General features: G+C 36.8%; 15 protein-coding genes and 1 riboswitch. Of the genes, 4 read left to right on the forward strand and 11 right to left on the reverse strand.

Features of this window, described 5'->3' with window-relative positions:
• Positions 1 to 60: 60 nt before the first annotated feature.
• Entirely contained in the window at positions 61 to 762 is a 702-nt protein-coding gene (locus GQR59_RS04675; protein ID WP_442966178.1) for a pseudouridine synthase, read from the reverse strand.
• 306 nt (positions 763 to 1,068) lie between these two features.
• On the opposite strand from GQR59_RS04675, the gene GQR59_RS04680 reads away from it, so the two are divergent.
• The 4 genes from GQR59_RS04680 to GQR59_RS04695 all read left to right on the forward strand — a co-directional run bounded on the left by GQR59_RS04680 (position 1,069) and on the right by GQR59_RS04695 (position 7,719).
• Positions 1,069 to 3,297: an NADP-dependent isocitrate dehydrogenase gene (locus GQR59_RS04680; RefSeq protein ID WP_160060906.1), complete on the forward strand. Its 2,229-nt coding sequence runs from the start codon at positions 1,069 to 1,071 to the stop codon at positions 3,295 to 3,297.
• Between the two features lie 292 nt (positions 3,298 to 3,589).
• Positions 3,590 to 4,984, forward strand: coding sequence for an ATP-binding protein (locus tag GQR59_RS04685; RefSeq protein WP_160060907.1), 1,395 nt, complete (start codon positions 3,590 to 3,592; stop codon positions 4,982 to 4,984).
• Between the two features lie 13 nt (positions 4,985 to 4,997).
• Positions 4,998 to 5,666 (forward strand): response regulator, encoded by a 669-nt coding sequence (locus GQR59_RS04690; protein ID WP_201288016.1) that lies wholly within the window; start codon positions 4,998 to 5,000, stop codon positions 5,664 to 5,666.
• Between the two features lie 751 nt (positions 5,667 to 6,417).
• Entirely contained in the window at positions 6,418 to 7,719 is a 1,302-nt protein-coding gene (locus GQR59_RS04695; RefSeq protein ID WP_160060908.1) for an EF-hand domain-containing protein, read from the forward strand.
• A 542-nt stretch (positions 7,720 to 8,261) separates the two neighbouring features.
• Here the strand turns inward: GQR59_RS04695 and GQR59_RS04700 are convergent.
• The 10 genes from GQR59_RS04700 to GQR59_RS04745 form a co-directional block, all read right to left on the reverse strand.
• Positions 8,262 to 8,942, reverse strand: a complete 681-nt coding sequence (locus GQR59_RS04700; RefSeq protein WP_160060909.1) for a DUF3334 family protein — start codon at positions 8,940 to 8,942, stop codon at positions 8,262 to 8,264.
• 215 nt (positions 8,943 to 9,157) lie between these two features.
• A complete protein-coding gene (locus GQR59_RS04705) occupies positions 9,158 to 10,045 on the reverse strand; it encodes a LysR family transcriptional regulator (RefSeq protein ID WP_160060910.1) in 888 nt (295 codons plus the stop codon).
• Between the two features lie 1,056 nt (positions 10,046 to 11,101).
• Positions 11,102 to 11,728 (reverse strand): thiamine phosphate synthase, encoded by a 627-nt coding sequence (thiE, locus tag GQR59_RS04710; RefSeq protein ID WP_160060911.1) that lies wholly within the window; start codon positions 11,726 to 11,728, stop codon positions 11,102 to 11,104.
• A gap of 90 nt (positions 11,729 to 11,818) precedes the next feature.
• Positions 11,819 to 12,658, reverse strand: coding sequence for a hydroxyethylthiazole kinase (gene thiM, locus GQR59_RS04715; protein WP_160060912.1), 840 nt, complete (start codon positions 12,656 to 12,658; stop codon positions 11,819 to 11,821).
• Positions 12,659 to 12,730: 72 nt separating this feature from the next.
• Positions 12,731 to 13,396, reverse strand: coding sequence for a TenA family protein (locus GQR59_RS04720; RefSeq protein ID WP_160060913.1), 666 nt, complete (start codon positions 13,394 to 13,396; stop codon positions 12,731 to 12,733).
• A gap of 94 nt (positions 13,397 to 13,490) precedes the next feature.
• Positions 13,491 to 14,441, reverse strand: a complete 951-nt coding sequence (locus GQR59_RS04725) for an ABC transporter substrate-binding protein (RefSeq protein WP_160060914.1) — start codon at positions 14,439 to 14,441, stop codon at positions 13,491 to 13,493.
• A 147-nt stretch (positions 14,442 to 14,588) separates the two neighbouring features.
• Positions 14,589 to 15,386 (reverse strand): ABC transporter permease, encoded by a 798-nt coding sequence (locus GQR59_RS04730; RefSeq protein ID WP_160060915.1) that lies wholly within the window; start codon positions 15,384 to 15,386, stop codon positions 14,589 to 14,591.
• On the reverse strand, positions 15,379 to 16,218 hold the full coding sequence (locus tag GQR59_RS04735; protein ID WP_201288017.1) for an ABC transporter ATP-binding protein: 840 nt from the start codon (positions 16,216 to 16,218) through the stop codon (positions 15,379 to 15,381). Before GQR59_RS04735 ends, GQR59_RS04730 begins: the two co-directional genes overlap by 8 nt.
• 9 nt (positions 16,219 to 16,227) lie before the next feature.
• Entirely contained in the window at positions 16,228 to 17,070 is an 843-nt protein-coding gene (thiD, locus tag GQR59_RS04740) for a bifunctional hydroxymethylpyrimidine kinase/phosphomethylpyrimidine kinase (RefSeq protein ID WP_160060917.1), read from the reverse strand.
• Positions 17,071 to 17,136: 66 nt separating this feature from the next.
• Positions 17,137 to 17,259: riboswitch (TPP riboswitch) on the reverse strand.
• Between the two features lie 275 nt (positions 17,260 to 17,534).
• Positions 17,535 to 19,364, reverse strand: coding sequence for an ABC transporter ATP-binding protein (locus GQR59_RS04745; protein ID WP_160060918.1), 1,830 nt, complete (start codon positions 19,362 to 19,364; stop codon positions 17,535 to 17,537).
• Between the last annotated feature and the right edge of the window lie 85 nt (positions 19,365 to 19,449).

The raw sequence follows: 19,449 nt of genomic DNA on the forward strand, positions 1-19,449 counted from the left end.
TCGTTATTGTTCATGTGACTTAACTTAACTTAATTTAGTTAAGACAAAGCTAACCATGCGTTAAGTATTTTTAAGGACCGTATAAGTACCGTTTGCTAAGCCTTTAATTGTCCATTCTCCAATCGAATAACGAATCAAGCGTAATGTTGGAAAACCAATATTTGCTGTCATACGTCGAACTTGACGGTTACGACCTTCAGAAATCGTAATGCTTAACCATGTCGTTGGAATGTTAGCGCGTTCACGGATAGGCGGGTAACGTTCCCAAATATCTGGGTTATCCATTATTTTCACTTTTGCAGGCATGGTCATACCATCTTTTAACTTCACACCTTGACGTAACTTATCTAAATCAGCTTCGCTTGGTGCCCCTTCAACTTGTACCCAGTAAGTTTTTTCTGTTTTTTTACCTGGTTGGGTAATCTCAGACTGAAGTTGTCCATCATTGGTTAATACTAATAAACCTTCGCTATCTCTATCTAAGCGCCCTGCAGCATAGATATTTGGAATATCAATATAGTCTTTTAATGTTTCTCGCATTGAATCTTCATTACCTTCATCGGTAAATTGACTTAATACATCAAAAGGTTTGTTAAATAAGACGACTTTTTGCATCGATTTTGGCAGTACTTTTTTCGGTACAAACTTTTTATGCGCTGCCTTTTTTACATTAAAGTGAGTAGGCTTTTTACCTGGTCGCTTAGTTGTCGTTGAGTCTGCTTTAAATTTATTATTGGTTTTCTTAATTGGAGATTGATTCACTTGTTGCCCTTAAAGCAGTCAAAAGAGTTATTGTATCAGAATAAATAGTGCAGACAGTATTGCTTATTAAATGTTATGTTTATAACATCAAAAACGATAGCCCATCGGCATCTTGTTACTTTATGTTAACAAGTACGAGTTCACAAATAACGATCAAGATCACGTTTAAATCGATGACTTAAGGGCATGAAACTAGATAATTTTGTTTTTTTCGATATGATATGCGCGTAATTATTATGCGTAACAATTTGATAACATTTTTAACGATATTAATTCACTTCATAAATTTTTGTTAAAGGAAATAAAATGACAGATAAATCAGCAAAGATCATCTATACACAAACAGATGAAGCACCTGCGCTTGCAACTCACTCTCTTTTACCTATTGTTAATGCATTCACTAAAGCAGCAAACATTGTTGTAGAAACGCGTGACATTTCTTTAGCTGGTCGAATTATTGCCAACTTTTCTTACAAGTTGCCAGCTGCACAACAGCAAGCAGACTCATTAGCAGAATTAGGTGATTTAGCAAAAACACCAGAAGCAAACATCATTAAATTGCCGAATGTAAGTGCCTCTATCCCACAGCTACAAGCGGCAATTAAAGAATTACAATCTCATGGTTTTGCATTACCGGATTACCCTGAAGTAGCAACAAACCCTGAAGAAGAAGAAACAAAAGCGGTTTATGCAAAAGTATTAGGTAGTGCAGTAAATCCTGTATTACGTGAAGGTAACTCTGACCGTCGTGTTGCTGATGCAGTTAAACAGTACGCACAAGATCATCCACACCGTATGGGCAAATGGTCTAAAGAGTCTAGATCACACGTTGCTGATATGTCTGATGGTGATTTCTACAGCTCTGAGAAATCAGTTGTATTAGGTCAAGATGACGATGTTAAAATTGAATTCACAAACAAAGCTGGGCAAACAACCGTATTAAAAGCATCTACACCTGTTTTAAAAGATGAAGTTATTGATTCATCTCGTATGAGTGCTAAAGCACTACGTGATTTCTTCGAAAAAGAAATGACTGACGCAAAAGAAAATAACATCATGCTTTCTCTGCACCTTAAAGCAACTATGATGAAAGTATCTGACCCAATCATGTTTGGTCACGCAGTAACGGTTTATTTTAAAGATGTATTTGCTAAACATGCAGATCTATTTAAAGAGTTAGGTGTTGATGAACGCAATGGTCTAGGTGATGTTTACGCTAAGATTGCTAATATCGATGCAGCTAAAAAAGCAGAAGTAGAAGCAGATATCCAAGCGGTTTACGCAACTCGTCCAAGCTTAGCAATGGTTGATTCTGATAAAGGTATCACTAACTTACACGTACCAAGTGATGTGATCATCGATGCTTCTATGCCTGCTATGGTGCGTTCTAGCGGTCAAATGTGGAATGTAGAAGGTAAACTTGAAGATACTAAAGCATTGATTCCAGATCGTTGTTACTCAGGTATCTACGAAGAAACCATTAAGTTCTGTCGTGAAAATGGTGCTTTTGATCCAGCAACTATGGGTAACGTATCAAACGTAGGTCTAATGGCTCAAAAAGCTGAAGAATACGGTTCACATGATAAAACATTCCAAATCACTGAAGCGGGTACGGTTAAAGTAACTGATTCTGCTGGTAACACGCTAATGTCTCACGATGTTGAGCAAGGTGATATCTGGCGCATGTGTCAAGCTAAAGACATTCCAATCCGTGATTGGGTTCGTTTAGCAGTAAGCCGTGCTCAAGCAACTGGCCAACCAGCAATTTTCTGGTTAGACGAAGCACGAGCTCACGATAAAAACTTAATCGAAAAAGTAAATACTTACTTAAAAGATCATGATACAGCTGGTTTAGATATTCAAATCTTAACGCCTGTTGAAGCATGTAAGTTCTCATTACAACGTGTTAAAGAAGGTAAAAACACTATCTCTGTAACAGGTAACGTATTACGTGATTACCTAACAGATTTATTCCCAATTTTAGAGTTGGGTACAAGTGCTAAAATGCTTTCAATTGTTCCATTACTTGCAGGTGGTGGTTTATTTGAAACAGGCGCTGGTGGTTCTGCTCCTAAACACGTTCAACAATTTGTTGAAGAAAACCACTTACGTTGGGATTCTTTAGGTGAGTTCTTAGCATTGGCTGTCTCGATTGAAGATATTGCCGCTAAAACAGGTAATGAAAAAGCAGTTATTTTGGCTGAAGCATTGCATGTAGCTAACGGTAAATTCTTAAAAGAAGATAAATCTCCTTCACGTAAAGTAGGCGAATTAGATAACCGTGGTAGTCACTTCTATTTAGCGATGTACTGGGCTGAAGCACTTGCTGAACAAACGAAAGATGCTGAACTACAAGCACAGTTCAAACCTTTAGCAGAGTCACTATTAAGCAATGAAGCAGTTATCGTTCAAGAGCTTAACGATGCTCAGGGTGTTGTTGTTGACCTAGGTGGTTACTTCCATACCGACCCTGTTAAAGTATCTGCTGCAATGCGCCCAAGTAAAACGTTAAACGCTGCTGTCGATAATATTTAATTTCGCCTGTAGTGATTACGTTGAGTGGTAAAAGCTCAGCATAATCGTTTTATATTGTTAGTATTGATAAAACCATTAAGTGTTTCACTTAGTGGTTTTTTTTGTTCTTTTTTCCCACTTTTTATTCTTAGTTTCTCATCCAACTCTCAATTTTTCCGATAAATGAGAAGTGCTTTTAGATGTTACTCTTAAACTAATTTAACGAAAAATTAAAAAATAATAACCTCAATTAAGCAGCTTTGCGTTAAAGTTAGCAATGTTTATTTCATTCATTTTAGTGAAAAGGGTGCTGATGCGTCTTACTTTATTCAAAAAAATTCTGTTTTCTATGTTATTCATTAGCGCTTTAATGGTGTTGGGGATGGCATGGTCTATTAATGATAGCTTTCGTACTGGTTTACAAAAGTATTTAAATCATGGAGAAGAAAATCGATTAGAAATTGTTTCTGAATTTATTGCACCTTATTACTCTGAGAAAGATGGATGGCAAGGGTTAACGCCTGATACGATGTTATCAGTATTATCGCAAGTATTTAATCGCCCTAGAGGTGATGGTAAAGAACCTAAGAAATTTCGTTCAGATCGTATAGAACGTTTATTTAAACGTATCGTGGTGTTGGATGAAAACTATCAACCCATTTTTACGCAAAGAAAATCTAAATCGAAAAATGAAGTTATCAAAGTACCTGTTATATACCAGCAAAAAACAGTGGGGTGGGTGACCACACAAAAACGTTACGTTATTCCTGGGGAGTTAGAGAGTACTTTCTACCATCAACAACAGTATAATTTAATGTGGATTGTTTTGTGGGTGACATTACTGTCGTTTACCTTAGCTTGGTTATTAGTTCGCCATTTTTTAACGCCTTTAAAACGTCTTGAAAATGCAGCAAATTCATTACAAGAGGGCGATTATTTAACACAAATTGAAGTTAATGGAGAGGATGAGTTAGCAGCGTTATCTTCACGTTTTAATGAATTAAGCAACAGCCTGTTACGTCAAAAAGAAAACAGAGAGCAATGGTTAGCTGATATTTCTCATGAACTGCGGACGCCTATTTCTGTCTTAAAAAGCGAAATAGAAGCATTACAAGATGGTATTCGTAAACCAGAGCCAAAGTATATTGATTCATTACATAACCAAGTACAAAACTTGAGTCAATTAGTGAATGACTTATATCAGTTATCGTTATCCGATGCTGGAATGCAATTTGATTTATCTGAATCGGTTGACGTGCAACAAGTGCTTGCAATGAGTTGTTCACAATATCAATTACGTTTCCAAGAAAAGCAGATCCAATTACAAAGTTACTTTAACCTTAAACAGCCTGTTTATATTAAAGGCGATAAAAAGTCTCTAACGCAGTTATTCTCTAATGTATTAGAAAATAGCTTACGTTATACCGATGCGCCGGGTTTATTGCAGGTTAAGTTAAAAAGGAATAAGCAGCAGCTTCAAATATGCATTGAGGACAGCGCGCCAAGTGTGCCTGACCATGCTTTACCTAAATTATTTGAACGTTTATATCGTGTAGATGAGTCTCGAAGTCGTTTGAGTGGAGGATCTGGTTTAGGCTTATCAATTTGTCAAACGATTGTAAAAGCACATCAAGGTGAAATGATTGCAACCCATTCCGCTTTAGGTGGACTAACCATCACTATTTATCTGCCAATTTCAGAGAATTAATAAAGGAATTACGATGTCACAGCATGTTTTAATCGTAGAAGATGAAGAGTCATTAGCACAAGTATTAGGCGAGTATCTTACTCAGTCTGGTTTTATTACACATATTATTAATGATGGTTCACAAGTCATTGAATGGGTAAAAAAGAATCCTGTTGATTTATTGATATTAGATTTAATGTTACCAGGGAAAAATGGATTAGATATTTACAGAGAGTTACGTTCCTTTACGGATATTCCGGTCGTGATGGCCACCGCCAGAATCGATGAGATTGATCGTTTAATTGGTTTGGAACTAGGTGCTGATGATTATATTTGTAAGCCGTATAGTCCAAGAGAAGTGGTGGTACGAGTAAAAAACATCCTGCGTCGCTCAAGCGATGAACTGAAAATGGCTGATAAAGTATTGAGTATTAATGAAAGTACGATGCAAGTATTAGTCAAAGGCAAAGAAGTTAGCTTAACGCGTGCTGAATTTCGCCTTCTATCGCATTTTCATCAACATAAAGAGCAAGTCTTTAGCCGGGAGCAGTTAATGACTCAAATCTACTCAGATAACCGTGTCGTGACTGATCGAACTATTGATAGCCATATTAAAAATTTGCGTCGTAAAATTCAAAATGTTGATGCCGAGGTTGATTGCATTCAATCTATCTATGGGGTCGGTTACAAGTTTGCTCTGTAGTTGCTCACATCATAGCCACTAAACAAACGGTTTGAATAAACCTGCATTTTCCATAAACAAGTCGCTAGTTCGATTAATACCAATCTGAATAAGTAAATGGTCTATTTAGGCGTTAGGGGAAATGGATAATAGCAAGGCGTTGATTGCAGTAACTAGTTATTCTCATTACAAAATCAACAACGAAGCTAGGATTTGTTTTAACAAGCATAAATGACTAGATAATTACTTAGATTGGTATAATACCAATCACACTAATTAACTGATCTATTTTACTTGTTAAAATAACTTATTTCTTCGTTGTAAATTTCGTAAAGGGAACAGCCATTTAGCTCAATTTACGCCTTAAACTAAGTCATTTTTCCTGCACAAAATTTAGATCACTTATTTAATGTAATCGGTATAACTTTGAAGTCTATGTTGATATATATTTTAAAGTTCTGCTTTAGAAATAGGATGTTAGGTATTTTGCTTTAGGGGGAAGTGTTAGGGCATGTATCTTTTGTTATTGTTAGTGTGCCTTATCCGTATTGTTTATCTTAGTTAACCACTTTGACTGTATGATTAACATCATCTACGAACGCTTTATTGGCATTATTAGTGACCTCCTTCGTTTTTCTTCAATTATCTCCCTAAAAATCAAGCAAAACAGTTAACTCCTTTTTTTATCCATATTCTCTACACAATGCTTATCTATAGTCTCTACATCGGCTCAGAAGAGAGCTTTATATTCTAAGTAAAAAAAGAGGTTTATATGAAAAAGTTATTTATTCTAAGTGGTGTTGCATTAATGGTTTCAAGTTCGCTAACAATGGCTGCTGGCAATAACTCAGCTAAATATGACTTTGGAAAGTTCGATCTTAATAAAGATGGCCAAATTAGTGTCGTAGAAGCGACGGGTAAACTAGCGAAGCATTTTGATAAAATCGATGCAGATAGCAATGATTTAATCAGTGAAGCAGAGTTTGCTGAAATGAAAAAAATGAGAGAGTCAAAAAAACCAACATTCGCTGATTTTGATACAAATAATGACGGTTCAATTTCTAGCGCTGAATTTGATGCTGCGAAGAAAATGAAAAAAGGCAAGGGTCATCATAAAGTAGACTTCGCTAAAGTAGATGTTAATAAAGATGGACAAATTACTAAAGATGAAGCGAAACGAGGATTACTTAAACGTTTTGATAAAATTGACAGCGATGCAAACGGTTCAATTTCAACAACTGAATTCGCAGCTTTAGAAAAAATGCACAAAGGTAAAGGTAATCATAAACTAGATTTCGGCTCTATCGATACGAATAACGATAGTAAAATTACAAAAGATGAAGCAAAAGGTCGTTTGGCGAAACATTTTGATAAAGTAGATGCAGATGCGAATGGTTTAATTTCAACAGCTGAATTTGCCGCGCTAGAAAAAATGCACAAAGGTAAGGGTAATCACAAATTAGACTTTGCTGCTATCGATACCAATAACGACAGCCAAATTACAAAAGATGAAGCAAAAGGTCGCCTATCGAAACATTTTGATAAAATAGATAGCGATAAAAATGGTGTTATTACTCAAGCTGAATTGTCAGAAATGCAAAAAATGCATAAAGGAAAAGGTCATAAAAAAGGGAATAAAGAAGTTAGCTTTGCTAAGTTAGATGTGAACAGCGATGGTGTTATCACTAAAGATGAGACAAAAGGTCGTTTAGCTAAACACTTTGATAAAGTAGATACAGACGCGAATGGTTCTATTACGTCAGCTGAGTTTGAATTAGTTAAAAACATGAAAAAAGGTAAGCACGGGCAGAAAGTATCATTCTCAACATTAGATGTGAATAAAGACGGTGCCATTACTAAAGACGAAGCAAAAGGTCGCTTACTTAATAACTTCGATAAAATCGACGGTGATGCTGACGGTAAAATAACAACTCAAGAATTAGATGCAAAACGTGGAGACCGTAAAGGCAACAAACGTCCAACATTTGAAATGTTAGATGCTGATGGCAACGGTAAAGTATCAAATGCAGAGTTTACTGCTTTTCAACAAAAACATGCTGAAATGAAAAAATAAGCTTCATAAGTTTTTAATTACTATTACAAATAAAAGGCCTGATGAGTTTTCTCGTCAGGCCTTTTTAATTGTGCGATTTAATCTCTAGTTTTGGAACAGAAAATCGACACAACACCATTATACCAATCAATTTTTTCGTTAATCTTCTAAAGGCTTCAACCTATGCCTTAAACTAAGCTATTTTTTCTACGCAAAAATGTAGATCATTTATTTAATGTAATCGGCATTGTTTACGCTAATTTCCGTAAATTGCTATGTTGATTTGTCTTGCAAGAATCGATTATTATTTCATTAAATTGCCTTGAATTTCACAAAACTAGCGGCACTGTGTAATAAGTAATATAACATTATGGATTTAAATATAGAGAGGCTTTCATTATCCAGAGTTTAAGTTATTTATATTATTGTCATTATTCTTAATATCATTCTCAGTATGCGTTTTAGTACCGTTCTCATTGCAATGAGTGACTTTTAATATCCACTTTCATTATCCTAATTTATTGGCATTATTCTTTAATGAACTACTTTTTAAGCACTTTGTTTTAGATGCCTAATTCATCGAATAAATCGATTTCAACAGCTGAATTTTTAGCTGCGGTTGTATTTACTTGAGATATTTTGTTTTTTTCTTCTTCAATTATTGAATCAGGATCAAACGCTTCTCGTTCTTCAAAATTAGGTAATTTAATAAACTCCGTTTTATCCATGGCTAATTCAAGGTAGAAAATGTTATTTTTTGCTGTCGTGAAACTTACTCGACGTGCTTGTGGGCGGTCTAAATTTGTATCTATAGAGAGTACGACTTGTTTATTAATGGTCAACATTTTAGGTTGATTTTGATTAATAGAAGTATGTAATTCATGGCCAATGACACTGGTAAAATCACCAACGGCTTGATTCATTAACTCACCCATTACATCACTCACATCGTCAGCAGTATGCGATATTGCTAAATCTTCTTCTGATAGCCCCATATTGGTCATATAAGTCGTATATAATTCCATTGCGGCAGCAGCACTAAAATTTAAAATAACTAATCCAGAAAAACCACCATCAAATAATACAAAGCAACCTATGTCTGGTTTAAGACAGGTTTTATTGATTTTTTGAACCATTGAAGAATAATTAATTTGGCGACCCGTCGCATTACTTAAAACAGATTTCATCGAATTACATAATACTAATAATACATCATCTGTAGAGGTGGTTTTACTTCTAGTCATATCTTGTTATCGCCTTTTAAAATGCTAATAATGGAGCGTTTAGAATAGGCTATTATTTAAATATAGGTAGTTTTGTCGATGGTTATTTAATGAAAATGATAGCAAGTCGCTGTTTTTGTTATTTATTATGTTGTGAATCTCACCATTGTTTATTTAAAAGTGGCATTGCTCTGTACAGTAGAGCAGGTATTGAATGTGAGTGTTATTACATTTGCTTAATCTTGTAAGTTCCATTGTTGTGCGTATTCTATAAATTCTTTTAGTATCGGGCTTTGGTACTTATCTTTGTGCCACACCAAATAAAGATCGCGAGACATGTCGATATCGATAGGTAGAGTACATAAGCGTTTATCTTGCAGCGCATGCCTAGCAGCTGTTCGCGACATACAAGACACCCCTAAACCAGCTGCACAGCAATTAATGATTGCTTCAGTCGTCGTGAGCTCAAAGGTAATATCTAGGTCTGTTAAATGCTGTCCAATGTGCGTAATAAAAAAATCACGAGTACCCGAACCTTGCTCTCGTAAGATCCAATGTTGGTGATTCAAGTCTTCGATGGTAATTGATTTTTTACTGGTTAAAGGATGATTAGGGTGAACCACAATGACCATTTCATCTTTAAGCCAACGTTCAATATGTAACTGTTTATCCACCAATAAAGCTTCAACTAATCCAATATCTAATTCGTATTCTTTTAGCTTTTCGCCAATAGTGGTGCTGTTATCAATACATATTAATTGATCTTGATGATTTTTAATGTCACGAAACTGTGCTAATAAAGCCGGCAGTAAATGATTACCTACTGTATTACTTGAACCAATTCTTAGCTTTCCTTGAAAGTTATGATTATCAAATAAACTTGTGATTGCCTTACTACGTTCTATTTGTTCATCGGCTAAGGGCAATAGTGCTTTGCCCATCTCATTGATTAATAATCGATTATTAGTACGCTCAAATAGTTTATGACCGAGTTGTTTTTCTAACTCTGCTAGCGCCATACTTACCGCTGGTTTGCTTAGAAATAGTTTTTCTGCCGCAGTAGTTAGTGTTTTTTCTTGTGTGATCGTCATAAAGACATGTAATTGCTTAAGTGTGATATTCATAATCAGCCAAGGGTTTCGATTTATTTAACAAGATGAATGTTAGTGTAAGTTATTCTTAATATAAATGCTGTGCTTGAGAAGTCATCAATAGAAAAATATTAAGTCAGAAGCAAAGACAAAGTTTCAAAGTTAAAAAATATTAATCACGAAGCGCTGCGCTACACGAAGGGCACGAAGAAAATATAACAAAATAATTTGGAAGAGGTTGAATAAGAGAGTATTTCAAGTTGTATTTAATTATAAAGTTTTTGACTTAATCTCCTTTTAACTTCGTGCCTTCGTGGTTAATTGGCTTTGACTTTAAATACTTAATTAACCACGAAGCACTACGCTGCACGAAGGACACGAAGAAAATATAACAAAATAATTAGCAGGGAGGTTGAATAAGAGAGTATTTCAGGTTGTCTTTAATTATAAAGCTTTTGATTTAACCTTCTTTTAACTTCGAGCCTTCGTGGTTAATTGCTTTTGATTTTAAAGGTTTAATCAACCACGAAGCGCTACGCTACACGAAGGGCACGAAGGAAGGCATAAAGAGTAGCTAAAAGTGAAAATATGCAGAACTCAGCACATTTAAGTTAGTTGTTAATCTTAAGGTTTTTGACTTAATCTTCTTTTAACTTCGTGCCTTCGTGGTTAATTGGTTTTGGCTTTAAAGATTTAATCAACCACGAAGCGCTACGCTACAGGAAGGGCACGAAGAAGGGCATAAAGAGTAGCTAAAAGTGAAAATATGCAGAACTCAGTACATTAAAGTTAGTTGTGAGTTTTAAGGCTTTTGACCTAACCTTCTTTTAACTTCGTGCCTTCGTGGTTAATTGGTTTTGGCTTTAAAGATTTAATCAACCACGAAGCGCTACGCTACACGAAGGACACGAAGAAAATACAACAAAATAATTAAGAGGGAAGTTAAACCTGAAAGTATTTCAAGTTGTCTTTAATTATAAAGCTTTTGATTTAACCTTCTTTCAACTTCGTGCCTTCGTGGTTAATTGCTTTTGATTTTAATTTTTTATCTCTTTAACTTTGTGGTTAAGTGATTTGATTTTAAAAGGCTTATGGCATAGCTGCGTGTATTTGCTTTAACAGAGCTGCAGCAGCAGATTTAGGATCATCTGCATGGCAAATCGCAGATACTAACGCGACACCATCGACACCAGTTTTTATGATGTCATCTAAATTACTTTGGTTAATACCGCCAATCGCAACGACTGGGAAGTTTGTTTTTGTTAACGCATTCGCTAAGCCTGCTATTCCCCATTGTTTTTTAGTATCTGTTTTAGTTGGCGTTGCAAAAATCGCACTTAAGCCGATGTAATCCAAAGATAATGCATTTGCTTCTAATAGCTGATGTTCATTTTCGATAGACAGGCCGAGTAACTTGTTAGGGCCAATCAATTGTCGTGCTAATTCAGCGGGCATATCCGATTGCCCTAAGTGAACTCCGTCAGCATCAACGGCTAATGCGACATCAACACGATCGTTAATGATAAGTGCCACGTTAGTGTCTTTTAGAATGGTTTTAATTGCTTGAGCACGAACAATGAAAGATTGTATATCACCACTTTTTTCTCGGACTTGCACCATGGTAACACCACCTGCAACGGCTTCTTTGACAACATGTTTTAGTGTTTCTAAATCTTGCTGATCATCTGTCACTAAATATAGACGATACGGGTTCATGGTGTTTTCCTTGAAAATAGAGTGAGTAATAGTACCTAATAAAGGCGCTTAATATTCCATGAAGAATAAAAAATACCTTTAAATTAGCCACTATTTGACAGTTATTTTTAAACGTTTATTAATAGCGGTGGCATCTAACTGATATAACACATCAAGCAAATTCATTTGTAAACTACCTGGGCCGGCAGATTGCTCTGCTGCAATTTCACCAGCAACACCTAATACAGCGGCAGCGGCTAAACCAGAATCTTCACCAATCGCAGCAAAAGCGCCAGTTAAAGCACTTAAACTACACCCCATTCCTGTGATATTTGGCATCATTGCATGACCGTTATGTAATGTGGTTTCACTGTCAGCGGTAATGATGTAATCGACTTCACCCGAAATAACTACATTACAGTGATAAGTTTCAGCTAAATAGCGAGCAGCATCCACGGCCATTTCACTGCTATCAAGTGAATCAACACCTTTACTTTGTGCTTTTTCACCGGCTAACGCTATTATTTCAGATGCGTTTGCACGAATAATTAAATGTTTTGCAAGTGCTGCGATTTGACGCGAAGTCTCGGTACGTAATGTACTCGCACCACAGCCTACTGGGTCTAATACTACGACTTTTTCATGTACGTTGGCTTGTTCAACAGCATAAATCATACGCGGAACCCATTGGCTATCTAGGGTACCGATATTAATAACCAATGCACCACTAAATGACATCATTTCAGCCATTTCTTGACGAGAATGCGCCATGATCGGTGATGCGCCAATAGCTAATAAGGCATTCGCTGTATTGTTCATAACAACATAATTAGTAATGTTGACGACTAATGGTTTTTGCGTACGTAATGTGTGTAACGCATCGATAATTAGCTTGGTCTTTTCTTTCGGTATGCTTTCTTTTTGTGCGTCTTCTTTTTGTATTGTTTGCATCGTTAATCCTCTGCTCACTATTTTATTTATTGCATGGCTTTCTATTACAAGGTTTCTTTATCACCACACTCGCTAAATAGCGGCATTTAAACCTTGCTGCCAAAAAGCCACTTCCATTCTAGTCGCCGTTCTGAATACTTTCAGAAGGTGTTGACCACGTTGGCTATTGAGATCAATTTCTGCGAGTAATTGATCTAAATGTTCGGTGCTGTCGATGATACTTTGTTGAAATTCTTCACCGCTATATAAATCAATCCAACTCGCAAATTCATTACCCTCAATTTTAGTGTTTTTGTCATTTGCTAATAAACGACCAATTTCAGCATAACCAATTGAACAAGGGGCTAGCGCGACATAAAGATCAACAATATCGCCCATCATTCCCGTATCTAAAACGTAACGTGTATAGGCGACCGTGCCAAAATCTTCATCTTCTGCTTCTAAATCCGCCTCGGTTAATCCCCAATTTGCACAATAAGTGATGTGGTGATTAATCTCAAAGCTCAACAATGCTTGAACACTCGTCAGGCCCTTACGCATTTCTGCTAACGTATTCGCTTTATAAATCGCTAGTGCATAGGCACGTGAATACTGCTTCAAGAATAAAAAGTCTTGTTTTAGGTAATGTAAAAAGCAGGGTTGCGCTAAGCTTCCATTACCTAATTGCATCACAAAAGGGTGCTTTGTATAGTCATCCCAGTCAGACTGGCAAGCGTTGATTAAATCTTTATGGTTCATGATTTTCTCACTATTTTAAATTTACCATTGAGTGAATTTTTAGTCCGTTTTTTCAACGGACACTAAGCCATTTCACGGGCATTAATCCATTTTTCTATTTGAATGTAGGCATATAATCTTTTGCTTTTGGCAGGCTCTTAATAAGCTTGTTATCAAACATAAATTGCGCGTAATCATCGTAACGTTTTAAGTCGATAGCAGCTGGGCGTAATGCAAAACGTGTTAACGTATCGCGCCATGCTCGTTTATTAAGCTCATTGTTTAAGGTATCAGGGGCATAGTTAACAAATTCATTCCAAGCTTCCTTGGGGTGGTTAACAATATAAATGGTGGCTTGTTCTAGGGCTTTATTAAAAGCATTAATCATCGCTGCATCATATTTTTTAGCATTAGCTACAAATATAAGTTCATCATAAGCTGGAACACCGTGTTCTTCAGGGAAGTAAGCTTTAGCTTTAAAGCCTTCTAATGCCAGTTGATTCGTTTCAAAATTGCGTAAACCACCCCAAATAGCATCAACTTTACCCGATGCTAATGATGCTGATAATGCCCAACCCACGTTAATGATTTCTAATTCATCGTAACTGACATTGACGGTTTCTAGCATTTTACCGATGGTCGCTTCTTCACTTCCTGAAATAGCAACACCTACTTTTTTACCTTTCAAATCGCTTAGTGAATTAATTTTTCCGTTATCGAGTACCATTAGTGTGTTTAATGGCGTAGCGATTAACGTCGCGGAACGTACTAAAGGTAACCCTTCTGCAACATCAATAATTAGATTCGGCTGATAAGTAATAGCAAGGTCAATGTTACCTGCTGCTACTAATTTGGGGGGCATACTTGGATCTGCTGGTTCTTGAATAACCACATTTAAACCTTGTTCTTTAAAGTAACCACGTTGTTGTGCCACGATAATTGGGCCATGGTTCGGGTTAACAAACCAATCTAACATCAGAGTGACTTTTTTATCTTCAGCTTGTGCTGTAAATGAGAGTAACGAGGCCGCCAAAGTAAGCGTGGTTAAGATGAAATTCTTTTTCATGTAGTGTATTTCCTTATTGTATTTAAAGAGTGTGCATTGTTTATGAATTAATATGGTTGAGCTTTAGTTGTACGCAAATGGGTATTCATATTTGCTATTTTAATTTTCTATTTTAATTTTCTAATTTAAATAAGAGAAAACGTGCTTTCAGGCCTCCCATGGGATCAGTTTTTTTAATAACTTATCGGTGATGAAATATAAGCTAACCGAAATTGTAGACAGGATAAATAAAGCGGCGAACATTTCATCAATCAACATGCGAGCATTAGCCTGTAGCATTAAATAACCCAAGCCTTCACTTGAGCCAACCCATTCACCCGCAACGGCGCCAATCGGAGCAATAACAACCGCGACACGAATACCAGAAGCTAAGGTGGGTAACGATGCTGGTAATTGAATATGACGCAACATCTTCCATTTACTCGCATTCATGGTTTTAGCTAAGTCGAGATAGCCTGTTGGTGTGTTTTTTAACCCGTCATAACAACAAGTTGTCACAGGGAAAAAGATGATCATTGCGGCCATGACTATTTTTGAAGCAATGCCATAACCTAACCAGATCATCAAAATAGGTGCGATGGCAAAAACGGGGATGGCTTGGCTAGTAATTAAAATCGGCAATAACCAACGTTTGATTGGTTTAAATAACAACATCTGCAAGGCAAAACATAAGCCCATGGATAAGCCTAATAATAAGCCGAGTATGATCTCTTGAGTGGTCACCCAACTATGCCTTAATAAAACGTCATAGCGTGCAATCAAACGTTCGAACACAGATAAAGGCTCCGGCAGAATGAAAGCAGGTAATTTAAATAGGATCACAACCGCTTGCCAAATGGCAATAATCACTGCAAAAGTAAGTAACGAACGTAGTACTGGATGTAGGGTTTTATCCTTACTTTTAATCGGTTTCGCTAGGTTAATCATGGGAGGTAAATTACTCATAATCTTGCTCCAACCGCTCTAAAATTTGTTGCTGTAAACTTGTGCTTTGAGTATCAAATGCTCTTGGGGTTTCGCTATCAGGCACTGTTAATGATTCTGCAAAGGCTGGTTGACCTTGCATAATATAAAGTTGATTAGCTAAGCGAATTGCTTCCTGTGGATCGTGAGTAATCAACACCACTGTTTTATCTTTTAATAATTGATGGGCTAGGTTTTGTAAACGATAGCGAGTGACTGCATCTAATGCTGAAAAAGGTTCGTCCATCAATACCACTGGTTTGTTTTGCATTAAGGTTCTAGCTAACGCAACACGTTGACGCATACCGCCAGATAATTGCTGTGGTAAATAATGTGTTTTATCGGACAGGCCTACTTGCTCTAATAGCTGTTGTGCTTTTGCAATGTGTAGTGATTTTTGTTGTTTATCAGTCTTGTGACTTTTGTTACTGAGCTTTTCACTTAACAGAACATTGTCTAATACCGATAACCATGGCATTAATAAATCTTGCTGAGCCATATAAGCGATTTGGTTTTGTAAAGGCAGGTTAGTGCTGGTGGATAGTTGTCCTGACCATGCGACTTTATCAATCAATAAATTAGCGAGGTAACGTAATAGAGAGCTTTTACCGCAACCGCTTCGCCCTAAAATACAGGTCCATTGTGCAGCAGGAAAGTGCATGTTCAGCGATGACAGTACGTATTGTTCACTATGGTGATAACGTAAGCTTGCATCTTTAATATCAATACTCGGTGCATTTATTTCATTCGATATTGTTTGCTTTGATAATGTTTGCTTTGGCACAGCTTGCTTCGATGAATGCTTATTGTTCATGCTTAACATCTATTGATTCAGCTTGTAAAAATGATCAACAGGGCCACGGCCTTTACCAATCTTAAGTTGATCAGCATGTTGTAGCGCTTGAGTTATATAATCTTTGCCCAATTGTACTGCTGTTGTTAGATCATTACCTTGAGCAAGATAAGAAGCGATGGCTGAAGATAAGGTGCAGCCGGTACCGTGATTGTTGTTAGTATCAACACGTTTTGCTGTCAGTTGTTGTACTGAATCCGGTAAAATTAATAAATCATTACTGTTTTCGTCTTGTTCTAAATGCCCACCTTTTAATAAGACTGCTTTCGCACCTAATAAACGTAATGCGTCAATCATTGTTTGCATTTCATGTTCGCTGGTGGGAAGTCGACTGTCAATTAACGCTGCCCCTTCAGGTAGGTTTGGCGTGATTAAATCAGCCATTGGCAGTAGTTCAGTTTTTAAGGTTTGAATGGCTACTTTTTCTAATAGCAAATCGCCATTGGTCGTGACCATTACAGGATCGATAACTAAAAAGGGTGGTTTGTATTGCTTGAGCTTTTTAGCAACTACGTTGATGATGTCGCAATCCGCTAGCATGCCTACTTTTACTGCAACAATGTTGAGGTCACTAAAAACAGCATCTAACTGCTTTTCAACATGCTCGAGCGGAATCGGAAATATAGCGGATACGCCAAGTGTATTTTGTGCGGTAATAGCGGTGATTGCCGAACAAGCGTAACTGCCTGTCGCTGAAATAGCTTTAATATCTGCTTGGATGCCTGCACCGCCACTGCTGTCAGAACCAGCAATAGTCAATACAATGGGTGTGCTAATAGGTGTAGAAATAGCGTTAAGAATAAGGTCAGACATAATGGCTCCGATGAAAACGCGAGCGGAACTTATATCAACCAACATCAAGCAAAGAGATGCTACAGGGATGGTTTATAAATAGTTCCCTGCGTCAGTGTTAACTGTATCAGGTTCAACGGGTATCGATGTTTTATCAATGAATCTTGATATCACATTCGTTCTCAGCCAAAGGCTCCCCGACTATAATTGCGCCAAATCATAACAAGTTCTGCTAAAAGCGCAATCAAACATATTGGTAAGATGAAATTTATAGAGGTTTCAATTGCTTAAGGTTTACATTAAAAAGGAGCAAAATTAACAAATAGGAAATACATATTGTTTTCTAAAATGCGGGAAATTGAAACTCGATATCGAGTAACAAAAAGCAGCTTAATAATGGGCTATTAAGCTGCTTTTTACTAAAGGTAAATTGTTAACAAGTGAGCCTTTACTGATACTTTACAAAATTAGTGAGTGTTAAAAAACTATTCACTACCTAAAAAACCACCTGTTTGATGTGCCCATAATTGTGCATAAACACCGTTTTTAGCAATCAATTCTTGGTGACTACCTTGCTCAATAATATTCCCTTTATCTAATACAATTAAACGGTCCATAGCGGCAATAGTCGATAAACGATGGGCAATGGCAATAACCGTTTTGCCTTGCATCAATTCATACAAGCTTTCTTGAATCGCCGCTTCAACTTCTGAGTCTAAGGCTGATGTCGCTTCATCTAATACTAGAATAGGTGCATCTTTTAATAGTACGCGAGAGATAGCAATACGCTGACGTTGGCCACCTGAAAGTTTCACGCCACGTTCCCCGACTTGCGCGTCGTATCCAACGTTACCTTCGTTATCTGTCAGAATTGAAATAAACTCATGTGCCTGAGCTTGTTTCGTTGCATTGACCATTTCCTCTTCTGTTGCATCAGGACGTCCGTAGAGAATATTTTCTCGGATAGAACGATGTAATAATGAAGTATCTTGAGTCACCATGCCTATCTGTAAACGCAAACTTTCTTGCTGCACTGCTTTAATGTCTTGGCCATCAATAATGATTTGGCCCTTTTCCACATCATAGAAACGTAATAATAGGTTTACTAAGGTAGATTTACCTGCACCTGAACGACCGACTAAACCAATTTTCTCACCGGCTTTAATATTCAAATCAAAGTTTTCAATCACGCCTTTATTTTCACCGTAATGGAAACTCATTTGTTTAAAGTAGATGTTACCTTTAGAGACGACTAATGGCTTTGCATCTTCTTTATCTTTAATAATATTAGGTTTAGCAAGGGTGTTCATACCGTCTGTTACAGTACCAATGTTTTCAAATAGGGCACTTAGTTCATACATGATCCATTGTGACATGCCGTTTAAACGCAGTGCTAAACTGATCGCGACGGCAATCGCGCCAACCGTGATTGCACTTTGCATCCATAACGATATTGATAAGGCTGTAATTGCAAATGCTAAGGTGTAATTTGATATTTGTACGCAAATATTAATACCTGTTGCTAAGCGCATTTGACGGTAAACTGTCTCTAAAAATCCAGTCATACCTTGTTTAGCATAAGCTGATTCCGAGTCGGTATGCGCAAATAATTTAACCGTTGATATATTGGTGTAGCTGTCAACAATACGACCCGTCATCGTTGAGCGAGCATCGGCTTGTTCTACCGCTACTTTTTTTAACTTGGGTATAAAGTAGTATTGAATACAAGTATATATCACCAACCAGACTAACATCGGAATAGCTAAGCGGTAATCCGCCTGTGCTACCATGACAATCATCGAAATCAAGTAAACTAAAATGTAGACCATGACATTTAATAGCTTCATTACCGTTTCACGCACAGCTAATGCGGTTTGCATTACTTTGGTTGCGATACGTCCGGCAAAGTCATCTTGATAAAAAGAAACACTTTGTTTTAATAAATAACGATGTGCAAACCAGCGTATCGACATTGGGTAATTGCCGAGTAAAATCTGATGAACAATTAAAGAATGCAGCAGTATTAATAAAGGAATTAAGACCAATACAATGATTGACATGATTAATAATTTTTGGCCTTCATCTTGTAATAAGGTTTCTGGATTTTTAGTGATTAACCAATCTACTAACTGTCCCATAAAACCAAATAAAGACACTTCTAAAATCGCTAATAAAGCGGTTAATAGTGTCATCGCAAAAAGCGCTTTTTTATAACCTTTTGTATAATGCATACAAAAAGCGACTAGCGTTTTAGGCGGTTGAGTCGGCTCTTGATCATCTAGTGCAGGCACTAAATTTTCAAAAAATTTATACATGTTATGTCCTTAATTTTTATTGCTTTTATGACAGGTCTTACGTCGAGCTGGGAAGGGGCTTTAATTACGTGATCATAATGGTTAG

The organism is Psychromonas sp. L1A2, assembly GCF_009828855.1.
In the GTDB taxonomy this organism is placed as follows: domain Bacteria; phylum Pseudomonadota; class Gammaproteobacteria; order Enterobacterales; family Psychromonadaceae; genus Psychromonas.